Raw genomic sequence first — 21,576 nt, forward strand, 5'->3', positions numbered from 1 at the left:
GTCAAACAAATTTTAGGTTCTTCGGGCAGGATGATCTTTGTGCTCATCCTGCTTTTTTTGACTTTTTCGTTCGCCATGTTTCAAGGCGGTTTCGTCAGTTGGTTCATTTTCTACGTATCTGTGCCTTTCATTCTCTACTCTGTCTTGTTGTCGTTCTATCCGTTGCGGAATTTGCGCGCAGAACGGATAGTCCACACCCCACGAGTGCGGAATGGCCATCGCTTTTCGGCCACTGTCACCGTACGGCGGGCGTTCCCGTTTCCGTTGCTTTACACCGTCCTCGAAGAACAGTCGCAATCTGCACGGCTTAAAGTCCGTATGGCCGATGCAGGCCGTCAGCTGTTGCTCCCTGGGTTTCGCCGGGAATTTTCCTGGACTTATGAAATCGGGGAGATGCCAAGAGGCGAGCATGTTTTAGAAGGTGTCACGGTAGAAACCGCTGATTTTTTCGGATGGGTAAAAAAACGCCAGCTGTTGCCAGCACGACAGTCCATCTTGGTTTATCCGAATACTGTTGAAATGATGTACCGCCCGATTGGTTCCAGTTTTGACCAGGGCTCCATCGCAGCGCCATTTACCTTAGTGAAAGATACGACAATGGCGAGTGGGATCCGTGATTATCAGCCCGGAGATCGGGTCTCGTGGATACATTGGAAATCATTTGCGCGAACGCAGACGATGCGCACGAAAGAATTCGAAGACCGTCAATCGCAGGATTTATTCTTGCTTGATGACCGTTCCCCGTCCGAAAGCTTCGAAATTCAAGTCGAGCTGATCGCTTCGATTCTCACTTCTGTGGTGGCATCCCATGCCAGTGTCGCCTATTTATCCGCCGGCACGCCGCGAGCATTTTTCCCGCTGATCCAAAGCGATGAACAATTGCAGCGCGCACTCTATCATTTGGCGAAAGTCCAGGATGATTTGGACCGGCCGATCGAAGCAGTGGTCGGACAGGATCTGAAGCAAGTTCGCGTGTCGAGCCTGGTCTATGTAACAGGTTCGTTGTCCCGCGAAATGGTCGATGAAATCCGCCGAAACGTAACAAGCTTGAGCCAGTGTTTATGCCTGGTCGTAACAGAAGCAGGGCAGTCAATCACCCCGGAAGACGAAAAAAACCATCAATATGCAAGGTCCAAAGGGTTCCATGTGAAAGTTATCGGGCCAGAGAATTTCGCTTCGGCGTTTATGGAGGCGAACCGTTCATGACATCCATCAGAAAAAATAAAGTATTTATGGGCTTACTATATATCTTGGTGTTTTTCCTATTGTCTGAATGGCTGCGCCCTGTCATCGAATTAACCGAGACCGGACATCACGAGCTGTTTTTGGTATTTGTGGCATTGGGTCTCGTTATGGCGTTCTTCGACGTTCCGTGGTGGATCACCGGTCCCTTGAAGTTGTTCTATATTCTGTGGTTCATCGTCTATGTTTACACAGGAAATCTCTTCTTTACGGCAGAAAGCATACGGTTTGTCGTAGAGCAGGCGAGCATCAGCTTATCGGCGCTCTTCAGCCAAGATTGGCAAGCGACCACTGATGTATTTCGCACTGTCCTGTTTTTTGCGCTGTTATGGATGGCCATCTATCTTATCCATTATTGGGTCAGTTTCCGTCTGAGCATCTTCCTCTTCTATCTATTGACGGTCATTTTCGTTGCTGTTCTGGATACGTTCAGTCCTTATTCGGGTGATGCAGCGATTGTCCGCATCATGGTCATTGGTTTATTGCTGGCGGGTTTATTGCATTTGGCCAGATGGATGGAACGTCACGGAGCAGCGGCCAAGACGGATAAATTACTAGTTTTTTCGATCCCGTTATTATTGCTGTTGGTCGCTTCAACCGCACTTGCGTTCTATTTACCGAAAGCAGAGCCGATTTGGCCGGATCCTGTTCCGTACATTACCTCCTATTCCGGAAAAGGCGGTGTTGGTGAAGGAGGCGTCGGACGCATAGGCTACGGCGTCGATGATTCACAGCTTGGCGGCTCTTTCGAGTCTGATGATACCACCGTCTTCAGGGCGGAAGTCGAAGAAGGCCAGTACTGGAAAGTTGAAGTGAAAGACGTCTATACGACAAAAGGATGGGAGCTTTCTGAAGAAGATGCACAAGAACAGCTTTACCAAAACGGCGATGAAGTCGCGACAGACTTTCCCCCAACAGGGGAAGAGCGTTCTTCGGCACTCGTCGATATGCAGCTGCCATTCCCGTTCGTTCTCTATCCTTACGGCACTGCTTCTTTCTTAATGGAAGAAACACTGGATTATCGTTACGATCCAATTCAACAGCGTTTCGACACATTACAGGAGAATGCCGCTTTTGAACCAGATGTCTATGAAGTGTTCTATAGCGAACCTTCCTATAGCCTGACAGCATTGCGTGAAACAGATACAGAAGATCTGTCTGAACTACCTTCAGAGTACGATCGCTACTTGCAATTGCCTGACGAATTGCCTGAGCGGGTTGGGGAACTGGCACAAGAAATCGCCGCCGGGTCAGATACTGTTTATGGCCAGGCGCAGGCAGTCGAACGCTATTTTGGCACCAACGGGTTTGAATACAGCCAAAGCGGCATCGCTGTTCCCGAGGAAGACCAAGATTATGTTGATCAATTCCTTTTTGAAACGCAGCGTGGGTATTGCGATAATTTCTCAACTTCAATGGTCGTTTTGCTGCGTTCGCTCGATATTCCTGCGCGCTGGGTAAAAGGCTTCAATGAAGGGGAAGTCATTGATACAGTGGATGGCTACGATGTATACGAAGTTACCAATAACAACGCGCATTCTTGGGTAGAAGCTTATATGCCAGGCGTGGGCTGGATGATGTTCGAACCAACCATCGGCTTTACCGGTGCCTCATCGATTGATTTCGATTTGGAAATCGATACGTCCGAACCGGAAGAAGAGGAGATGCCGGACCGCCCTGAACCCGAACCCGAAGCACAGCCAGAACAATCGGACGGCGACGCAGGAACAAACGCCGGCCCGACGGTGGGTGAGCGTTTCCTTGCTTTTGTCTCCGAACAGGCTGGCAAGCTCATCGCAGCAACAATTGGTTTGCTGTTGCTCGCATTCATGCTCTTCAAGGTCCGTAAAAAATGGATGCCCAAAGTGCTGATTCCGTATTACCGCAGAAAAGTAGGGGACGCGGAAACCTTTGAAAAAGCCTATCTGCGGCTCTTGAAGCAGTTGGAACTTTATGGAATAAAACGGGCTCCGGGTCAAACCTTGCGTTCATACGCCGAATACGTCGATTCATTCTTTGGAACGAAAGAGATGACGGAGTTGACGGCAGCGTATGAAAAATCCGTTTACGGCGGGGACGCCCAATCCGTTGATTGGCCGAAACTGAAGGAAAGTTGGGAAAATTTAATCAATCGGACAAGCGGTTGATTTTGAAAACACTAGCCTGTACAATTGAGAAAATTATAGAATACAGTGCCCTCATATATGTCCGATGATACGGTTCGGATGTCTCTACCAAGTCACCGGAAATGACTTGACTATGAAGGCGGATGACGCATGCTTATTTGCATGCGCATTCGTCTTTTTAACGTAGAGGACAAGAACGCGAGGAGTGATTTTTCGCGTTCTTTTTTATATTGTGGCCTGAATCGAATAGAAGAGGTGAAGGATTTGCCAGTCAGCCCTATGTTAAAGGAACAGAAAAAAATCGTCGTCTTGGATTTCGGCAGCCAATACAACCAATTGATCACACGCCGCATCCGTGAAATCGGTGTCTATAGCGAACTCCACCCGCACACGATTACCGCGACTGAAATCAAGGAAATGAACGCAACGGGAATCATCTTCTCAGGCGGACCGAATTCCGTCTATGACGAAAATGCATTCTCCATCGATCCGGAAATTTTTGAAATGGGACTGCCGATACTAGGCATCTGCTACGGCATGCAATTGATGGCATTGCGTATGGAAGGGAAAGTCGAAAAAGCTTCTAACCGCGAATACGGCAAAGCCGAATTGACCTTGACGAAAGAAAGCTCCATTTTCAAAGATGTGCCAGAAGAACAAATCGTCTGGATGAGCCACGGCGACCTTGTCACAGCGGCACCTCCTGGATTTGATGTCATCGCTACAAGCCCTGGCTGCCCGATTGCAGCAATGGCAAACGAAGAGCGCAAACTGTATGGAGTCCAGTATCACCCGGAAGTACGCCACTCCGTTTACGGAAATGAAATGCTGCGCCAGTTCGTCTTCGATGTCTGCGGCATGAAAGACGAATGGTCGATGGAAAACTACATCGAATTGGAAATCGCGAAAATCCGTGAGCAAGTGGGCGACAAGAAAGTCCTTTGTGCACTAAGCGGCGGCGTCGATTCTTCTGTTGTTGCCGTCTTGATCCATAAAGCAATCGGCGATCAATTGACGTGCATGTTCGTAGACCACGGCCTGCTTCGCAAAGGGGAAGCTGAGAGCGTCATGAAAACCTTCGCCGACGGTTTCCATATGAACGTCATCAAGATCGATGCCCGCGAGCGCTTCATGAAAAAACTTGAAGGCATCAGCGACCCTGAACAAAAACGTAAAATCATCGGCAATGAATTCATCTATGTGTTCGACGATGAAGCAGAGAAACTGAAAGGCATGGACTTCCTTGCCCAAGGGACGCTCTATACAGATATTATCGAAAGCGGCACAACGACTGCCCAAACAATCAAATCCCACCACAACGTGGGCGGGTTGCCTGAAGACATGCAATTCGAATTGATCGAACCGCTCAACACCTTGTTCAAAGATGAAGTGCGTGCACTTGGCACTGAACTTGGCATGCCTGATGAAATCGTTTGGCGCCAGCCATTCCCGGGCCCAGGCCTTGGCATTCGTATTATGGGAGCGGTCACGGAAGAAAAACTCGAAATCGTCCGCGAATCGGATTGGATTTTGCGCGATGAAATCAAGAAAGCCGGCCTTGACCGCGACGTCTGGCAATACTTCACAGTGCTTCCGGATATCCGCAGCGTCGGCGTCATGGGCGATGCCCGCACATACGATTATGCAATCGGTATCCGCGCAGTTACTTCAATCGACGGCATGACATCCGACTGGGCGCGTATCCCATGGGATGTGCTCGAGAAAATCAGCGTTCGCCTCGTCAACGAAGTAGATCACATCAACCGTGTATTATACGATATTACGAGCAAGCCACCTGCAACTATCGAGTGGGAATAGAAACAAACGGCTGCTAATAGCAGCCGTTTTTCTATTTTACGAACTTTCAGTTAAAAAAATAGATAATTGTTCGTGTTTCACCTTGTTTTTCCATACCTATCGTGGTATTCTATAAATGAAATTAAATAAGCTTGTCGTATAAATTCAGGAATATGGCCTGAGAGTTTCTACCGGTTCACCGTAAATGATCCGACTACGATTTTTTGTCCGCCTTATAAAATAGGCGGACTCTCTGTTTTCGGACGGGGATAATCGGACGCATACGGCAAATCGCTGTATGCGTTTTTTTCGTAGACTTATACAAAAGCATACGGAGGAATTATGCATGAAGAAGTATTTTCAATTTGAAGAACTTGGAACAAACTATCGTCAGGAATTTATTGGCGGTTTAACTACATTCTTGGCAATGGCTTATATCTTGGTGGTCAACCCGTTGACGCTGACCATGGACTCGATTCCTGATTTGGATCCTGCCCTCCGAATGGATTACGGAGCAGTATTTATGGCAACGGCTTTAGCAGCCGCTATCGGCAGCCTGTTAATGGGAATCGTCGCTAAATACCCGCTTGCTCTAGCGCCGGGCATGGGGCTCAACGCTTTCTTCTCCTATACAGTTGTTCTTACGTACGGAGTGCCTTGGCAAACTGCCTTGACCGGCGTGTTGGTTTCAGGATTAATTTTTATTCTGCTGACTTTGTCAGGCATTCGCGAAACAATCATCAACGCCATCCCGGCTCAACTGAAATATGCAGTGGGTGCCGGCATCGGACTTTACATTACATTTATCGGTCTACAGAATGCGGGGATTGTTGTAGGAAATCCCGATACGCTTGTTGGGCTTGGTGATTTGACGACCGGTTCAGCTCTGCTCGCGATTTTCGGTTTGTTTGTCACAGTGATCATGATGGTTCGCGGAGTGAAGGGTGGAATTTTCTTCGGGATTTTAATCGCTGCTGTAGTCGGGATGATCTTCCAAGTAGTCAGCTTGCCGACGGCTATCATCGATTTGAATGTCCCAAGCCTCGCACCGACATTCGGTGTTGCGCTTGAACCGATCTTCAACGACCCAGGTTCATTGATGACCATTCAGTTCCTTGTCATCGTCCTAACATTTTTGTTTGTAGACTTTTTTGATACAGCTGGAACGTTGGTGGCAGTAGCGAATCAAGCGGGCTTAATGAAGGATAATAAATTGCCGCGCGCTGGAAAAGCTTTGCTTGCGGATTCAATTGCGACAGTGAGTGGAGCGATCTTCGGCACGTCAACAACAACTTCATACATCGAATCGACAGCCGGTGTAGCGGCTGGAGCGCGTTCCGGTTTTGCTTCAGTGGTTACAGGGATCCTTTTCTTGGTTGCGATTCTTTTTTACCCATTATTGTCAGTGATCACAAGTGCGGTGACAGCGCCTGCGTTGATAATCGTTGGAGTCTTGATGGTGTCGGCTCTTGGCCAGATTGAATGGGGTAAATTTGAAATCGCTGTTCCAGCATTTCTCACAATGATTGCAATGCCGCTTGGTTATAGTATCGCAACCGGCATCGCGATCGGATTCATCTTCTATCCAATCACGATGATGGTCGCGGGAAGAAGAAAAGAAATCCACCCTATCATGTATGGACTGTTTGTTATCTTTGTATTGTATTTTATATTTCTTGCTTAATAGAGAAGCTGTCGACTTATGTCGGCGGCTTTTTTATGTCTATAAGAAATCTTTCTTCTATATAGTAGGAAACCTATTTAAACGAATTGTTAATGATTGGTTCATTTATGATTATCTTTCTATTTACGTACATCATTATTAACGGTTGGAGGAGGAGGGAAGTATTTGTATGAAAGGAAGCGAACTCCTTTCAAAACTGTAATAATTTTTTAGTTGAATATTAAGAATATTACGTTATAATAAGAAGAGTAAAAGTTTCTCATAAAAGCTTGACGGGATTTTTCTAGCGTGCTATATTAGTCAAGTCGCCAAGAGAGGCGCACAACATGAACCTTGAAAACTGAACAGCAAAACGTCAATAATACAGCCGCGAGTGATCGCGGCACAACTACTGATCAGCTTCGGCAGATCAAGCGAATCGCGCGTCTTTTAGACGGCGATACGCCAGCAGTATTGAGCAATCAACTACTCTATAATGGAGAGTTTGATCCTGGCTCAGGACGAACGCTGGCGGCGTGCCTAATACATGCAAGTCGAGCGGAGATGTTGGAGCTTGCTCCAACATTTTAGCGGCGGACGGGTGAGTAACACGTGGGCAACCTGCCCTGCAGATCGGGATAACTCCGGGAAACCGGTGCTAATACCGAATAGTTTGCGGCCTCTCATGAGGCCACACGGAAAGACGGTTTCGGCTGTCACTGCAGGATGGGCCCGCGGCGCATTAGCTAGTTGGTGAGGTAACGGCTCACCAAGGCCACGATGCGTAGCCGACCTGAGAGGGTGATCGGCCACACTGGGACTGAGACACGGCCCAGACTCCTACGGGAGGCAGCAGTAGGGAATCTTCCGCAATGGACGAAAGTCTGACGGAGCAACGCCGCGTGAGTGAAGAAGGTTTTCGGATCGTAAAACTCTGTTGTGAGGGAAGAACAAGTACCAACTAACTACTGGTACCTTGACGGTACCTCACCAGAAAGCCACGGCTAACTACGTGCCAGCAGCCGCGGTAATACGTAGGTGGCAAGCGTTGTCCGGAATTATTGGGCGTAAAGCGCGCGCAGGCGGTCCTTTAAGTCTGATGTGAAAGCCCACGGCTCAACCGTGGAGGGTCATTGGAAACTGGGGGACTTGAGTGCAGAAGAGGAAAGTGGAATTCCACGTGTAGCGGTGAAATGCGTAGAGATGTGGAGGAACACCAGTGGCGAAGGCGACTTTCTGGTCTGTAACTGACGCTGAGGCGCGAAAGCGTGGGGAGCAAACAGGATTAGATACCCTGGTAGTCCACGCCGTAAACGATGAGTGCTAAGTGTTAGGGGGTTTCCGCCCCTTAGTGCTGCAGCTAACGCATTAAGCACTCCGCCTGGGGAGTACGGCCGCAAGGCTGAAACTCAAAGGAATTGACGGGGGCCCGCACAAGCGGTGGAGCATGTGGTTTAATTCGAAGCAACGCGAAGAACCTTACCAGGTCTTGACATCCCGCTGACCGCCTAGGAGACTAGGCTTTCCCTTCGGGGACAGCGGTGACAGGTGGTGCATGGTTGTCGTCAGCTCGTGTCGTGAGATGTTGGGTTAAGTCCCGCAACGAGCGCAACCCTTGATCTTAGTTGCCAGCATTCAGTTGGGCACTCTAAGGTGACTGCCGGTGACAAACCGGAGGAAGGTGGGGATGACGTCAAATCATCATGCCCCTTATGACCTGGGCTACACACGTGCTACAATGGACGGTACAAAGGGCTGCAAACCCGCGAGGGGGAGCCAATCCCAGAAAACCGTTCTCAGTTCGGATTGCAGGCTGCAACTCGCCTGCATGAAGCCGGAATCGCTAGTAATCGCGGATCAGCATGCCGCGGTGAATACGTTCCCGGGCCTTGTACACACCGCCCGTCACACCACGAGAGTTTGTAACACCCGAAGTCGGTGGGGTAACCCTTACGGGAGCCAGCCGCCGAAGGTGGGACAGATGATTGGGGTGAAGTCGTAACAAGGTAGCCGTATCGGAAGGTGCGGCTGGATCACCTCCTTTCTAAGGATTATATCGGAGCCGATTCTTAACGGATCGGGTTGACGTTTTGCGTTCAGTTTTGAAGGTTCACTCCTTGCGGAGCACTTTCAAACTTGTTCTTTGAAAACTGGATAGATCGACATTGATTAAGAAACAAGCATCAAGTAGCGTGATCGCTTTGCGATCAACTTATTTTTTTTGACCATTCAGTGGTTAAGTTAATAAGGGCGCACGGTGGATGCCTTGGCACTAGGAGCCGAAGAAGGACGGCACTAACACCGATATGCCTCGGGGAGCTGTAAGTGAGCTGTGATCCGGGGATTTCCGAATGGGGAAACCCACTGTTCGTAATGGAGCAGTATCCATGTGTGAATACATAGCACATGAGAAGGCAGACTCAGGGAACTGAAACATCTAAGTACCTGAAGGAAGAGAAAGCAAATGCGATTCCCCAAGTAGCGGCGAGCGAAACGGGATCAGCCCAAACCAGAAGGCTTGCCTTCTGGGGTTGTAGGACACTCTATACGGAGTTACAAAGGAACGGATTAAGCGAAGCGACCTGGAACGGTCCGCAAGACAGGGTAATAGCCCCGTAGCTGAAAGTTCGTTCCCTCCAGAGTGGATCCTGAGTACGGCGGAACACGAGAAATTCCGTCGGAATCCGGGAGGACCATCTCCCAAGGCTAAATACTCCCTAGTGACCGATAGTGAACCAGTACCGTGAGGGAAAGGTGAAAAGCACCCCGGAAGGGGAGTGAAATAGATCCTGAAACCGTGTGCCTACAAGTAGTTAGAGCCCGTTAATGGGTGATAGCGTGCCTTTTGTAGAATGAACCGGCGAGTTACGATTGCATGCAAGGTTAAGGTGAGAAGCCGGAGCCGCAGCGAAAGCGAGTCTGAATAGGGCGAGTGAGTATGCAGTTGTAGACCCGAAACCAGGTGATCTACCCATGTCCAGGGTGAAGGTAAGGTAACACTTACTGGAGGCCCGAACCCACGCACGTTGAAAAGTGCGGGGATGAGGTGTGGGTAGCGGAGAAATTCCAATCGAACCTGGAGATAGCTGGTTCTCTCCGAAATAGCTTTAGGGCTAGCCTCAAGAAGAGAATCCTGGAGGTAGAGCACTGTTTGGACTAGGGGCCCATCCCGGGTTACCGAATTCAGACAAACTCCGAATGCCAGTGATTTATGCTTGGGAGTCAGACTGCGAGTGATAAGATCCGTAGTCAAGAGGGAAACAGCCCAGACCACCAGCTAAGGTCCCCAAATATCCGTTAAGTGGAAAAGGATGTGGCGTTGCTTAGACAACCAGGATGTTGGCTTAGAAGCAGCCATCATTTAAAGAGTGCGTAATAGCTCACTGGTCGAGTGACACTGCGCCGAAAATGTACCGGGGCTAAACGGATTACCGAAGCTGTGGATGGACATCGTAGATGTCCGTGGTAGGAGAGCGTTCTAAGGGCGTTGAAGTCAGACCGGAAGGACTGGTGGAGCGCTTAGAAGTGAGAATGCCGGTATGAGTAACGAAAGACGGGTGAGAATCCCGTCCACCGAATGCCTAAGGTTTCCTGAGGAAGGCTCGTCCGCTCAGGGTTAGTCGGGACCTAAGTCGAGGCCGATAGGCGTAGACGATGGACAACAGGTTGATATTCCTGTACCACCTCCCCGCCGTTTGAGTAATGGGGGGACGCAGAAGGATAGGGTGAGCGTGCCGTTGGTTGTGCACGTCCAAGTTGTGAGATGAGAAACGAGGCAAATCCCGTTTCTATGTACATCAAGCAGTGATGGCAAGAGGTTTAACCTCAGAGTCCCTGATTTCACACTGCCAAGAAAAGCCTCTAGCGAGGCGGGAGGTGCCCGTACCGCAAACCGACACAGGTAGGCGAGAAGAGAATTCTAAGGTGAGCGAGTGAACTCTCGTTAAGGAACTCGGCAAAATGACCCCGTAACTTCGGGAGAAGGGGTGCTCTGGTAGGGTGTTACAGCCCGAGAGAGCCGCAGTGAATAGGCCCAGGCGACTGTTTAGCAAAAACACAGGTCTCTGCAAAACCGTAAGGTGACGTATAGGGGCTGACGCCTGCCCGGTGCTGGAAGGTTAAGGGGAGTGCTTAGCGCAAGCGAAGGTGCGAACCGAAGCCCCAGTAAACGGCGGCCGTAACTATAACGGTCCTAAGGTAGCGAAATTCCTTGTCGGGTAAGTTCCGACCCGCACGAAAGGCGTAACGATCTGGGCACTGTCTCAACGAGAGACTCGGTGAAATTATAGTACCTGTGAAGATGCAGGTTACCCGCGACAGGACGGAAAGACCCCGTGGAGCTTTACTGTAGCCTGATATTGAATTTTGGTGCAACTTGTACAGGATAGGTAGGAGCCAGAGAACCCGGAGCGCCAGCTTCGGGGGAGGCGTCGGTGGGATACTACCCTGGTTGTATTGAACTTCTAACCCACAAGCCTTAGCGGCTTGGGAGACAGTGTCAGGCGGGCAGTTTGACTGGGGCGGTCGCCTCCTAAAGAGTAACGGAGGCGCTCAAAGGTTCCCTCAGAATGGTTGGAAATCATTCGCAGAGTGTAAAGGCACAAGGGAGCTTGACTGCGAGACGGACAGGTCGAGCAGGGTCGAAAGACGGACTTAGTGATCCGGTGGTTCCGCATGGAAGGGCCATCGCTCAACGGATAAAAGCTACCCCGGGGATAACAGGCTTATCTCCCCCAAGAGTCCACATCGACGGGGAGGTTTGGCACCTCGATGTCGGCTCATCGCATCCTGGGGCTGTAGTCGGTCCCAAGGGTTGGGCTGTTCGCCCATTAAAGCGGTACGCGAGCTGGGTTCAGAACGTCGTGAGACAGTTCGGTCCCTATCCGTCGCGGGCGCAGGAAATTTGAGAGGAGCTGTCCTTAGTACGAGAGGACCGGGATGGACACACCGCTGGTGTACCAGTTGTTCTGCCAAGAGCATCGCTGGGTAGCTATGTGTGGCCGGGATAAGTGCTGAAAGCATCTAAGCACGAAGCCCCCCTCAAGATGAGATTTCCCATTGCGCAAGCAAGTAAGATCCCTCAAAGACGATGAGGTAGATAGGTTCGGGGTGGAAGCGTGGCGACACGTGCAGCTGACGAATACTAATCGATCGAGGACTTAACCAACAAACTGAAACGCACGTTTCCCACAATGTCGATTTATCCAGTTTTGAGCGAACAAGCTCAACATAGTCCAGTGATGATGGCAAAGAGGCCACACCCGTTCCCATCCCGAACACGGAAGTTAAGCTCTTTTGCGCCGATGGTAGTTGGGGGTTTCCCCCTGTGAGAGTAGGACGTTGCTGGGCAAGTAGAAAGGCCGTTACCGGTTCATTCCGGTAACGGCTTTTTTTTATGAAATCATTTTTATTTTTTTCTGAAACAAGTCCTATTCCCTCTTGCATTCGCACTTTGATTGACCTAATATGAAATTTAATTGCGAAGGAAAGGGTGCGGAAATTGGATATTAACCCATGGTTGATGGTTATAATAATATTTTCTATCAATATTGTCTATGTCACTTTCTTTACAGTGCGAATGATTATGACGTTGAAAGGCTTCCGTTATATGGCTGCGTTTGTCAGCATGATTGAAGTGGTTATCTATATAGTTGGACTAGGTCTTGTGCTGGATAATTTAGATCAAATTCAAAATTTGATTGCTTATGCAATTGGCTATGGCTCCGGAGTTGTTATCGGTTCCAAAATCGAGGAGAAAATGGCGCTCGGCTATATAACAGTTAATGTTATTAGTAACCATGAAAGTGATGAGCTTCCCCAGAAATTGCGTGAAAAAGGCTATGGAGTAACTGATTGGGAGGCAAATGGCAGAGATGGCGGACGTCAAGCCATGCAGATTTTGACTCCTCGGAAATGGGAGTTAAAATTATATAAAACAATTCAAGAGATCGATCCAAAAGCTTTTATTATAGCCTATGAACCGAAAACGATTCATGGTGGATTCTGGGTAAAACAAGTGAAAAGAGGTAGATTATTTAAATGAGTAAAAAGACAATCTGGTTCGAAGTACAGGAACACGAGACGATGGAAGACTGTCTGAACCGAATGAAAAAAGAGGGGTATATGGCTGTTGGCCGTAAAGAAGAGCCCTTATTTGAAGAAATTAATGGAGAGCCTGTACCTGTCCGCCAGATTATCAAGTTTAAAGGTAATAAAATCGAAAAATAGCAGATGATGGGTAATAAACACGAACGTTAAAAGGGAGGTATTGTTTATCGTTCGACTTTACCATTGACGCATATGAACCATCTTGTTATGATTAATAAGGAAACCCCATATATGCAGAGGAATTGGCTTCTGCGTCTCTACCAGGACACCGTAAATGTCCGGACTATGCGGGAAAGCAACTTATGGTACTTATAACGGAGGATGTGCTTTTTTATGCCATCACGTATGTTTTCGTTGAATCAAAGTCCTTAAGTAAACTGCTTTTCACGTCATGTGAGCAGTTTATTTGAGGGCTTTTTACTTTTGAAAGAGAGGTTATTGAATGAATCCGCGAATCGGCGTTATTATGGGAAGTTCGAGTGATTGGGAAACGATGAAACATGCATGCGAGGTTCTAGATGAACTGAAGATCGGCTATGAGAAAAAAGTGATATCAGCCCACCGGACGCCGGATTTGATGTTCAGCTATGCAGAGGAAGCACGCAGCAACGGTTTGCATGTAATCATTGCAGGAGCTGGCGGTGCTGCTCATTTGCCAGGAATGGTCGCGGCAAAAACTACTTTGCCGGTTATCGGGGTTCCTGTTCAGTCTAAGGCCTTGAATGGGATGGATTCATTATTGTCGATTGTTCAGATGCCTGGGGGGGTGCCTGTCGCGACGGTCGCGATCGGTAAAGCCGGTGCAATTAATGCGGGACTCCTGGCTGCCCAGATTCTTGGGACGGTCGATAAAGAAGCAGCGCAGGCTTTGGAAGAAAGACGCAAGCGGAGTGCGCAAGCTGTATTGGAAAGTTCAGGTGATCTGGTATGACAAGAACGATCTTACCTGGACAGACGATCGGTATTATCGGCGGCGGGCAGTTAGGCCGCATGATGGCGCTGGCAGCAAAGGAAGCAGGATTTAAGATTGCGGTTTTGGATCCAGGCATGGATTCGCCAACCGGGCAAGTTGCAGATATTCAAATCGTGGCCCCATTCAATGATTCAGAAGCGCTGGAAGAATTGGCAGAAGTGAGTGATGTCATCACTTATGAGTTCGAAAATATTGATGTGGACGGGCTCCGCCATTTAACCAAAATCGCTTATGTGCCTCAAGGGGCTGAGTTAATCGGCGTCACACAAAACCGGATTTTCGAGAAACAAGCCATTCGAGAAGCTGGCGTGCCGATAGCGCATTATATAGAAGCATCTACATTTGATGAATTAAAAGAGCGAATTAAAAATTTGGATTATCCTTTTGTCGTTAAAACGGCTAGAGGCGGATATGACGGCAAAGGCCAACAAATCGTGGGAAATGCGGAACAGTTACCAGAAGCGGAAGCCCTGTTCCAAAATGGGGATTGCGTGGCAGAAGCGTTTATTGATTTCACAATGGAAATATCCGTCGTTATCCAGCGTAATACTTTAGGTGAAACGGCCATATTGCCGATTGGGGAGAATATCCATAAAGATCATATATTGCATCAAACAATCGTCCCTGCACGAGTTAGTGAAGAGACGTTAACAAAAGCGAAAAAGGCGGCAGAAGCGATTGCTGAACATCTACAGATGGTCGGAACGCTTGCGGTGGAAATGTTCGTATTGCCGGATGGCGAAATCCTGGTCAACGAACTAGCGCCGCGTCCTCATAATTCAGGTCATTATTCAATTGAAGCGACGAACATTTCGCAATTCCATCAGCACATCCGCGCCATTTGCGGGTGGCCGTTAAGAGAACCGAAGCTTTGGAGTTCGGCTGTCATGGTCAATGTACTGGGCGAGCATGTAGCGCCGCTCACGACGAAAATTGCGCATTATCCGGACTGGTCGATTCATTTATACGGCAAGGACGAAGCAAAACACAAACGCAAAATGGGGCATGTGACCATTTTGACTAACGATATAAATCAAACACTTAACGAAATCGACGCATCTGGCATTTGGCCGGAATAATTGGAGGATATAGAATATGATCGCACGTTATACACGCCCGGAAATGGGTGCCATTTGGACAGAAGAAAACAAATACCAGGCTTGGTTGGAAGTTGAAATCCTCGCTTGTGAAGCTTGGGCAGAAATCGGCGATATCCCGAAAGAAGACGTGGCGAAAATCCGTGAGAATGCAGGATTTTCAGTCGACCGTATTCTAGAAATTGAAGAAGAAACGCGCCATGACGTTGTTGCTTTCACGCGTGCGGTTTCCGAAACGCTTGGGGAAGAACGCAAATGGGTGCATTACGGATTGACGTCAACAGATGTTGTCGATACGGCACTTTCTTATCTTTTGAAGCAGGCGAATGAAATCCTGCGCAAAGATTTGACGAACTTCATCGATATTTTAGCGGTGAAAGCGAAAGAGCATAAAATGACGGTCATGATGGGCCGTACACACGGTGTTCACGCAGAGCCGACGACATTCGGTTTGAAGTTGGCGCTTTGGCACGAGGAAATGAAGCGTAACCTGGAGCGTTTTGAAGCGGCAGCGAAATCGATCGAAACGGGCAAAATGTCTGGTGCGGTTGGAACGTACGCGAATATCGACCCGTTTGTTGAAGAATATGTATGCAAAAACTTAGGAATTGCTGCATCACGCATTTCCACACAAACTTTGCAGCGTGACCGCCATGCACAATACATGAGCACGCTTGCCTTGATCGCTTCATCCATCGAGAAATTTGCGACGGAAATCCGTGGTTTGCAAAAGTCCGAAACAAGAGAAGTCGAAGAGTTTTTCGCTAAAGGACAAAAGGGATCATCGGCAATGCCTCATAAACGCAACCCGATCGGTTCTGAAAATATGACAGGTCTTGCACGCCTCATTCGCGGCTATATGATGACGGCTTATGAAAACGTCTCATTATGGCACGAACGCGATATCTCACATTCATCTGCTGAACGCGTTATCTTGCCGGATGCAACGATTGCGTTGAACTATATGCTTAACCGTTTCGGCAATATCGTCAAAAACTTGACGGTGTTCCCGGAGAACATGAAGCGCAATATGGATTCGACTCTTGGATTGATTTATTCGCAGCGCGTACTGCTGACGTTGATCGATAAAGGGATGGCGCGTGAAGCGGCATATGATACGGTTCAGCCTTGTGCAATGGAAGCTTGGGAAACACAGACTTCTTTCCGTAAGGTAGTAGAAGCGAATGACACAATCACATCGCAGCTGACAAAAGAAGAGTTGGATGATTGCTTTGATTACAACCACCACTTGCAGCAAGTCGATATGATCTTCAACCGTCTCGAATTAAATTAAACGGAGGCATCAATCATGGAAAAAGCTCAGCTATTGTACGAAGGAAAAGCGAAACGCCTGTATAAAACGGACGAGCAAGGCATTCTTTGGGTGGAATATAAAGATTCCGCCACTGCATTCAACGGAGAGAAGAAAGAAGAGATTTCAGGCAAAGGACGCTTGAACAATCAAATCACCTCTTTGCTGTTTGAGAAATTGAAAGCAAACGGCATCGCTTCCCATTTTGTGAAGCAGTTGTCCGATAGCGAGCAATTGGTGCGTGAAGTGAGCATCGTACCTATCGAAGTTGTGGTCCGTAATATCGTCGCCGGCAGCATGGCGAAACGCCTTGGGCTCGATGAAGGCAAAGAGATCGAAAAGCCAGTCGTCGAGTTTTACTTGAAAGACGATGAGCTTGGCGATCCGCTGATTACGGATGATCATGTCGCCATGCTTCAGCTTGCGACAGAGCAGGAAGTGGCGGTCTTGAAAGATAATGCGCGGAAGATCAATGATGTATTGATCGGCTTTTTCCAGGAAATCGGTGTCGATTTGGTCGATTTCAAGATTGAATTTGGCCGTGATGAAAACGGTGAAATCCTGTTGGCAGATGAAATTTCACCCGATACGTGCCGCCTATGGGATAAGGAAACGAAACAGAAACTCGATAAAGACGTATTTCGCCGGAACCTCGGCAATTTGACGGATGCTTATGAACTCATTTTATCTCGACTGGGAGGACAAAACTGATGAAAAAAGTAAAAGTGTATGTGACATTGCGTGAAAGTGTACTCGACCCACAAGGATCTGCTGTGATGGGGTCGCTCCATAAAATGGGCTATGACGAGGTTCAGGATGTCCGGATCGGCAAATATTTGGAACTGGTCATTGGAGACAGTGAACGTGATGTAGATGCTTTGGTCGATGAATTGTGCAACCGGCTGCTTGCGAATACGGTGATTGAGGATTACAGGTACGAAATCGAGGAGGTTGTCTCGCAATGAAATTCGCAGTGATTGTTTTCCCAGGGTCGAATTGTGACTTAGACATGTATCACGCCATCAAGGATGAACTCGGAGAAGAAGCGGAATATGTCTGGCATGATACGCACGACTTAAGCGATTATGACGGAATTTTGCTTCCAGGAGGTTTCTCATACGGGGATTATTTACGCGCAGGAGCGATTGCCCGTTTTTCAGGTGTCATGGACGAAGTACGCAAAGCGGCGGAAGCCGGCAAACCGGTTCTCGGCATCTGCAACGGGTTCCAAATTCTAACGGAAGCAGGATTGCTTCCGGGAATGCTTATGCGAAATAAGAATTTGAAATTCACTTGCGGAACCGTCAGTTTGAAAGTCGAGAACGCCCATACTTTATTCACGAATGAATATAAAGAAGGCGAAGAAATCCGCATTCCGGTCGCACACGGGGAAGGCAATTATTATTGCGACGATGCGACGTACCAGCATTTGAAGGACAATAACCAAATCGTTTTCACATACGCAGAGGATTTCAACGGCAGCCGCAATAATATTGCGGGTATCATCAACGAACGCGGCAATGTGCTCGGCATGATGCCGCATCCGGAGCGCGCCGTTTCCGACTTGATCGGCGGAACGGACGGCTTGCCATTATTCAGATCAATCGTTAAACAGTGGAGGGAATCACATGTCAGTCACGCTTGAGCCGAACACACAGCAGATTAAAGAGCAGCAGCTTTATAAGCAAATGGGTTTATCGGATGCTGAATTCAAAATGGTCGAAGATATTCTCGGCAGAACGCCGAATTACACCGAGACAGGTTTGTTCTCTGTTATGTGGTCTGAACATTGTTCCTATAAAAACTCCAAACCGGTCCTATCGAAATTCCCCACCAAAGGCGATCATGTATTGCAAGGGCCAGGAGAAGGCGCAGGCATCGTCGATATCGGCGACGGCCAGGCAGCTGTATTCAAAATGGAATCCCATAACCATCCGTCTGCAATCGAACCTTACCAAGGAGCGGCAACAGGCGTCGGCGGCATCATCCGCGACGTTTTCTCGATGGGGGCTCGTCCGATCGCGCTGTTGAACTCCTTGCGTTTCGGGGAACTTGAAACACCGCGCGTCAAATATTTGTTCGAGGAAGTGGTCGCAGGCATCGCCGGTTACGGCAATTGCATCGGCATTCCGACGGTCGGAGGCGAAGTGCAGTTTGATGCATCGTATGATGGCAACCCGCTTGTCAATGCCATGTGCGTCGGCTTAATCGACCATAAAGATATCCAAAAAGGCGTCGCTAAAGGAACTGGCAACCCGGTCATGTACGTAGGCGCAAAAACAGGCCGCGACGGCATTCACGGTGCGACCTTCGCTTCAGAAGAGTTGACGGACGCATCCGATGAAAAACGCCCGGCTGTTCAAGTGGGTGACCCGTTCATGGAGAAATTGCTTCTTGAGGCATGCCTGGAACTCGTGAAATCCGATGCACTCATTGGCATACAGGATATGGGTGCTGCAGGACTCACTTCATCTTCAGCGGAAATGGCGTCAAAAGCCGGATCTGGAATCGAGATGGATTTGGATCATGTCCCGCAACGTGAAACTGGCATGACGGCTTATGAAATGATGCTATCGGAATCACAAGAACGCATGCTAATCGTCGTCAAACAAGGACGCGAGCCGGAAATCGTCGAGTTGTTTGAAAAATACGGTCTTGATGCCGTGACAGTCGGACGGGTAACGGACGATTCCACATTGCGCTTGAAGCATAAAGGTGAAATCGTTGCGGAAGTGCCGGTTGATGCACTGGCAGAAGATGCACCGGTCTATCATCAAAAATCAAGCGTGCCGGAATATTACCGCGAATTCCAAAGCTTGCCGAATGAAGAGCCGAAAGTGGAAGACCATCAGGCGACATTACTTTCGTTATTGAAGCAATCGACCATCGCATCGAAGGAATGGGTTTATAACCAATACGACCATCAAGTACGCACAAGCACGGTCGTCTCGCCTGGATCCGATGCAGCGGTCATCCGCGTGCGCGGAACAAATAAAGGCCTTGCGATGACAACGGATTGCAACTCACGCTATATTTACTTGGATCCGGAAACAGGCGGCAAGATCGCTGTCGCAGAAGCAGCAAGAAACGTCGTCGTCTCAGGCGGGCGCCCGCTTGCGATTACCGATTGCCTGAACTTCGGCAACCCGGAAAAGCCGGAGATTTTCTGGCAGCTTGAAAAAGCGGCTGACGGAATGTCGGCAGCTTGCCTTCAATTGAATGCACCTGTCATCGGCGGAAACGTCTCTTTATATAATGAAACAAACGGCACAGCGATTTACCCGACGCCGACAATCGGACTTGTCGGGCTGGTCGAAGATTTGAAACATGTGACGACACAAGATGCGAAAAAGCAAGGTGATTTCGTCTATCTTGTCGGAGGCAGCATGACGGAATTCGGCGGCAGTGAATTGCAGAAAATGGTAGAAGGCCGCATTTTCGGAAAAGCACCGTCTATCGATTTGGACATCGAAGCACAACGCCAATCTGCTATCCTTTCTGCCATTCAGCAAGGTTTGGTCCAGTCGGCTCACGACGTAGCGGAAGGCGGCGTCGCTGTTGCTTTGGCTGAGAAGACTTTCGGCAACGGGCTTGGCGTAGACGTAAGCCTTGCCGGTTCAAAAACTACGGCGTTATTCAGTGAAACACAATCTCGCTTTTTGCTCACGGTATCGCCTGAGCAAGCACAAGCATTCGAGGATACAGTAAAAGATGTACGGAAAATCGGTGAAGTCACGGGTGATCGCATGATCGTCAAAGGGGAAGACGGAGCCGTATGGATCGATGAATCGGTCGAAACGCTCCGCTCCGCCTGGAAAGGGGCTATACCATGCTTGCTGAAATCAGAGGCTTAAACGAAGAATGTGGGATTTTTGGCATTTGGGGTCATACCAACGCAGCGCAACTCACGTATTATGGGCTTCATGCTTTGCAGCACCGCGGCCAAGAAGGCGCAGGAATCGTTTCAACTGATGGAGAAGCTTTACGCGCATTGAAAGGCGAAGGCATGGTCAGTGAAGTATTCACTCCAGAAAAATTGGAGCAGATCACCGGCACTGCAGCCATCGGCCATGTCCGCTATGCAACAGCAGGGGGCAGTGGCATTGAAAATGTCCAGCCTTTGCTGTTCAATTCGACAACAGGCAGCCTGGCGATTTCGCATAACGGCAATTTGGTTAACGCGACGCAATTAAAAGGGCATTTGGAGCGTCAGGGAAGCATTTTCCAAACGACATCCGACACGGAAGTGCTCGCACACTTAATCAAGCGCAGCGGTTACGAAAGCTTTGAAGAAAAAGCGAAAAATGCCTTGTCTTTATTGAAAGGCGCATTTGCATGCTTGGTTTTGACGGAAGAGGCCATGTTTGTGGCGCTCGACCCGAATGGATTGCGTCCCTTATCCGTTGGGAAAATGGGGGATGCGTGGGTTGTAGCTTCTGAAACTTGCGCATTTGATATCGTCGGTGCAGAGTTTGTCCATTCTGTCGAACCGGGTGAATTCTTGATTGTCAATGATGATGGCATGCGCAAAGAACGTTTTGCGTATCCAGAAGAGCGCTCGATCTGTACGATGGAGTATGTTTATTTCTCCCGTCCGGACTCGGATATCGACGGCATCAATATCCATTCGGCGAGAAAACGGCTCGGCAAGCAATTGGCGAAAGAAGTTTATATCGAAGCGGACGTCGTCACGGGTGTGCCGGATTCCAGTATTTCCGCAGCGATCGGTTTTTCTGAGCAAAGCGGGATTCCGTACGAACTCGGGTTGATCAAAAACCGTTACGTAGGACGGACGTTCATCCAACCTTCACAGGAAATGCGCGAGCGCGGCGTCAAGATGAAGCTGTCTCCAGTGCGCCAAGTTGTCAACGGCAAACGCGTCGTCATGGTTGATGACTCAATTGTGCGCGGCACCACTTCCCGCCGCATCGTCGCTTTATTGAAAGAAGCAGGCGCGACGGAAGTTCACGTCGTCATCAGCTCGCCGCCAATCAAGAACCCTTGTTTTTACGGCATCGATATCAGCACATCCGGCGAATTGATCGCCGCGAACAATACAGTAGAAGAAATGCGTGAAATCATCGGTGCGGATTCGCTGACGTTTTTGTCGGTCGATGGCATGGTCCAAAACATCGGGCGTACCGATCCAGGATCGAAATGCGGCCATTGCTTGGCGTGTTTCACTGGCGAATATCCAACGAATATCTATCCGGATACCGTCTTGCCGCATGAAAAAGAAAAAGTGAAATAGGGGGAAC

At 48.9% G+C, this 21,576-nt stretch carries 14 protein-coding genes, 3 rRNA genes and 3 riboswitches; all 17 genes read left to right on the top strand.

Annotation, left to right across the window (positions count from 1 at the left end; genetic code table 11):
- The first annotated feature begins 30 nt into the window (after positions 1–30).
- The 17 genes from G3255_RS05020 to purF all read left to right on the top strand — a co-directional run bounded on the left by G3255_RS05020 (position 31) and on the right by purF (position 21,569).
- The gene (locus tag G3255_RS05020; protein ID WP_249222230.1) at positions 31–1,206 is read left to right on the top strand and encodes a DUF58 domain-containing protein; all 1,176 of its coding nucleotides are present in this window, start codon (positions 31–33) and stop codon (positions 1,204–1,206) included.
- Complete coding sequence (locus G3255_RS05025; protein ID WP_211653578.1) at positions 1,203–3,389, top strand: transglutaminase TgpA family protein; 2,187 nt, start codon at positions 1,203–1,205, stop codon at positions 3,387–3,389. The genes G3255_RS05020 and G3255_RS05025 overlap by 4 nt, the downstream gene beginning before the upstream one ends.
- Before the next feature lie 31 nt (positions 3,390–3,420).
- Positions 3,421–3,522: riboswitch (purine riboswitch) on the top strand.
- A 125-nt stretch (positions 3,523–3,647) separates the two neighbouring features.
- Positions 3,648–5,186, top strand: a complete 1,539-nt coding sequence (gene guaA / locus G3255_RS05030) for a glutamine-hydrolyzing GMP synthase (RefSeq protein WP_211655767.1) — start codon at positions 3,648–3,650, stop codon at positions 5,184–5,186.
- Positions 5,187–5,300: 114 nt separating this feature from the next.
- Positions 5,301–5,402, top strand: a riboswitch (purine riboswitch).
- Positions 5,403–5,511: 109 nt separating this feature from the next.
- Positions 5,512–6,849, top strand: a complete 1,338-nt coding sequence (locus tag G3255_RS05035) for an NCS2 family permease (protein ID WP_211653579.1) — start codon at positions 5,512–5,514, stop codon at positions 6,847–6,849.
- Positions 6,850–7,321: 472 nt separating this feature from the next.
- Positions 7,322–8,872: ribosomal RNA gene (locus G3255_RS05040) — 16S ribosomal RNA — on the top strand.
- Between the two features lie 190 nt (positions 8,873–9,062).
- Positions 9,063–11,995, top strand: a 23S ribosomal RNA gene (locus G3255_RS05045).
- A 66-nt stretch (positions 11,996–12,061) separates the two neighbouring features.
- Positions 12,062–12,177: ribosomal RNA gene (gene rrf / locus G3255_RS05050) — 5S ribosomal RNA — on the top strand.
- Together the 16S, 23S and 5S rRNA genes form the textbook arrangement of a ribosomal RNA operon.
- 172 nt (positions 12,178–12,349) lie before the next feature.
- Positions 12,350–12,871, top strand: coding sequence for a DUF2179 domain-containing protein (locus tag G3255_RS05055; RefSeq protein ID WP_211655768.1), 522 nt, complete (start codon positions 12,350–12,352; stop codon positions 12,869–12,871).
- Positions 12,868–13,056, top strand: coding sequence for an NETI motif-containing protein (locus tag G3255_RS05060; protein ID WP_211653580.1), 189 nt, complete (start codon positions 12,868–12,870; stop codon positions 13,054–13,056). Before G3255_RS05055 ends, G3255_RS05060 begins: the two co-directional genes overlap by 4 nt.
- Positions 13,057–13,141: 85 nt before the next feature.
- Positions 13,142–13,242: riboswitch (purine riboswitch) on the top strand.
- A 136-nt stretch (positions 13,243–13,378) separates the two neighbouring features.
- Positions 13,379–13,867: a 5-(carboxyamino)imidazole ribonucleotide mutase gene (gene purE / locus G3255_RS05065; protein ID WP_211653581.1), complete on the top strand. Its 489-nt coding sequence runs from the start codon at positions 13,379–13,381 to the stop codon at positions 13,865–13,867.
- Complete coding sequence (gene purK / locus G3255_RS05070; protein WP_211653582.1) at positions 13,864–14,988, top strand: 5-(carboxyamino)imidazole ribonucleotide synthase; 1,125 nt, start codon at positions 13,864–13,866, stop codon at positions 14,986–14,988. Before purE ends, purK begins: the two co-directional genes overlap by 4 nt.
- Before the next feature lie 16 nt (positions 14,989–15,004).
- Positions 15,005–16,300, top strand: coding sequence for an adenylosuccinate lyase (purB, locus tag G3255_RS05075; protein WP_121301268.1), 1,296 nt, complete (start codon positions 15,005–15,007; stop codon positions 16,298–16,300).
- Positions 16,301–16,315: 15 nt separating this feature from the next.
- On the top strand, positions 16,316–17,029 hold the full coding sequence (purC, locus tag G3255_RS05080) for a phosphoribosylaminoimidazolesuccinocarboxamide synthase (protein ID WP_211653583.1): 714 nt from the start codon (positions 16,316–16,318) through the stop codon (positions 17,027–17,029).
- Positions 17,029–17,283, top strand: a complete 255-nt coding sequence (gene purS, locus G3255_RS05085; RefSeq protein ID WP_101189854.1) for a phosphoribosylformylglycinamidine synthase subunit PurS — start codon at positions 17,029–17,031, stop codon at positions 17,281–17,283. Before purC ends, purS begins: the two co-directional genes overlap by 1 nt.
- Positions 17,280–17,963: a phosphoribosylformylglycinamidine synthase subunit PurQ gene (gene purQ, locus G3255_RS05090; RefSeq protein WP_211653584.1), complete on the top strand. Its 684-nt coding sequence runs from the start codon at positions 17,280–17,282 to the stop codon at positions 17,961–17,963. Before purS ends, purQ begins: the two co-directional genes overlap by 4 nt.
- On the top strand, positions 17,947–20,172 hold the full coding sequence (gene purL / locus G3255_RS05095; RefSeq protein WP_211653585.1) for a phosphoribosylformylglycinamidine synthase subunit PurL: 2,226 nt from the start codon (positions 17,947–17,949) through the stop codon (positions 20,170–20,172). Before purQ ends, purL begins: the two co-directional genes overlap by 17 nt.
- Positions 20,148–21,569, top strand: a complete 1,422-nt coding sequence (purF, locus tag G3255_RS05100) for an amidophosphoribosyltransferase (protein WP_211653586.1) — start codon at positions 20,148–20,150, stop codon at positions 21,567–21,569. Before purL ends, purF begins: the two co-directional genes overlap by 25 nt.
- The last annotated feature ends 7 nt before the right edge of the window (positions 21,570–21,576 follow it).

The sequence above is a fragment of the Planococcus sp. MSAK28401 genome (assembly GCF_018283455.1).
GTDB classification, from domain to species: domain Bacteria; phylum Bacillota; class Bacilli; order Bacillales_A; family Planococcaceae; genus Planococcus; species Planococcus alpniumensis.

Bases quoted from the DNA above. Each gene is read 5' to 3' on its own strand.
- purS (WP_101189854.1), top strand. From the start codon at position 17,029: ATGAAAAAAGTAAAAGTGTATGTGACATTGCGTGAAAGTGTACTCGAC.
- purB (WP_121301268.1), top strand. From the start codon at position 15,005: ATGATCGCACGTTATACACGCCCGGAAATGGGTGCCATTTGGACAGAA.
- purC (WP_211653583.1), top strand. From the start codon at position 16,316: ATGGAAAAAGCTCAGCTATTGTACGAAGGAAAAGCGAAACGCCTGTAT.
- G3255_RS05055 (WP_211655768.1), top strand. From the start codon at position 12,350: ATGGTTATAATAATATTTTCTATCAATATTGTCTATGTCACTTTCTTT.
- purE (WP_211653581.1), top strand. From the start codon at position 13,379: ATGAATCCGCGAATCGGCGTTATTATGGGAAGTTCGAGTGATTGGGAA.
- guaA (WP_211655767.1), top strand. From the start codon at position 3,648: ATGTTAAAGGAACAGAAAAAAATCGTCGTCTTGGATTTCGGCAGCCAA.
- purQ (WP_211653584.1), top strand. From the start codon at position 17,280: ATGAAATTCGCAGTGATTGTTTTCCCAGGGTCGAATTGTGACTTAGAC.
- purL (WP_211653585.1), top strand. From the start codon at position 17,947: ATGTCAGTCACGCTTGAGCCGAACACACAGCAGATTAAAGAGCAGCAG.
- G3255_RS05060 (WP_211653580.1), top strand. From the start codon at position 12,868: ATGAGTAAAAAGACAATCTGGTTCGAAGTACAGGAACACGAGACGATG.
- G3255_RS05025 (WP_211653578.1), top strand. From the start codon at position 1,203: ATGACATCCATCAGAAAAAATAAAGTATTTATGGGCTTACTATATATC.
- purK (WP_211653582.1), top strand. From the start codon at position 13,864: ATGACAAGAACGATCTTACCTGGACAGACGATCGGTATTATCGGCGGC.
- G3255_RS05020 (WP_249222230.1), top strand. From the start codon at position 31: ATGATCTTTGTGCTCATCCTGCTTTTTTTGACTTTTTCGTTCGCCATG.
- purF (WP_211653586.1), top strand. From the start codon at position 20,148: ATGCTTGCTGAAATCAGAGGCTTAAACGAAGAATGTGGGATTTTTGGC.
- G3255_RS05035 (WP_211653579.1), top strand. From the start codon at position 5,512: ATGAAGAAGTATTTTCAATTTGAAGAACTTGGAACAAACTATCGTCAG.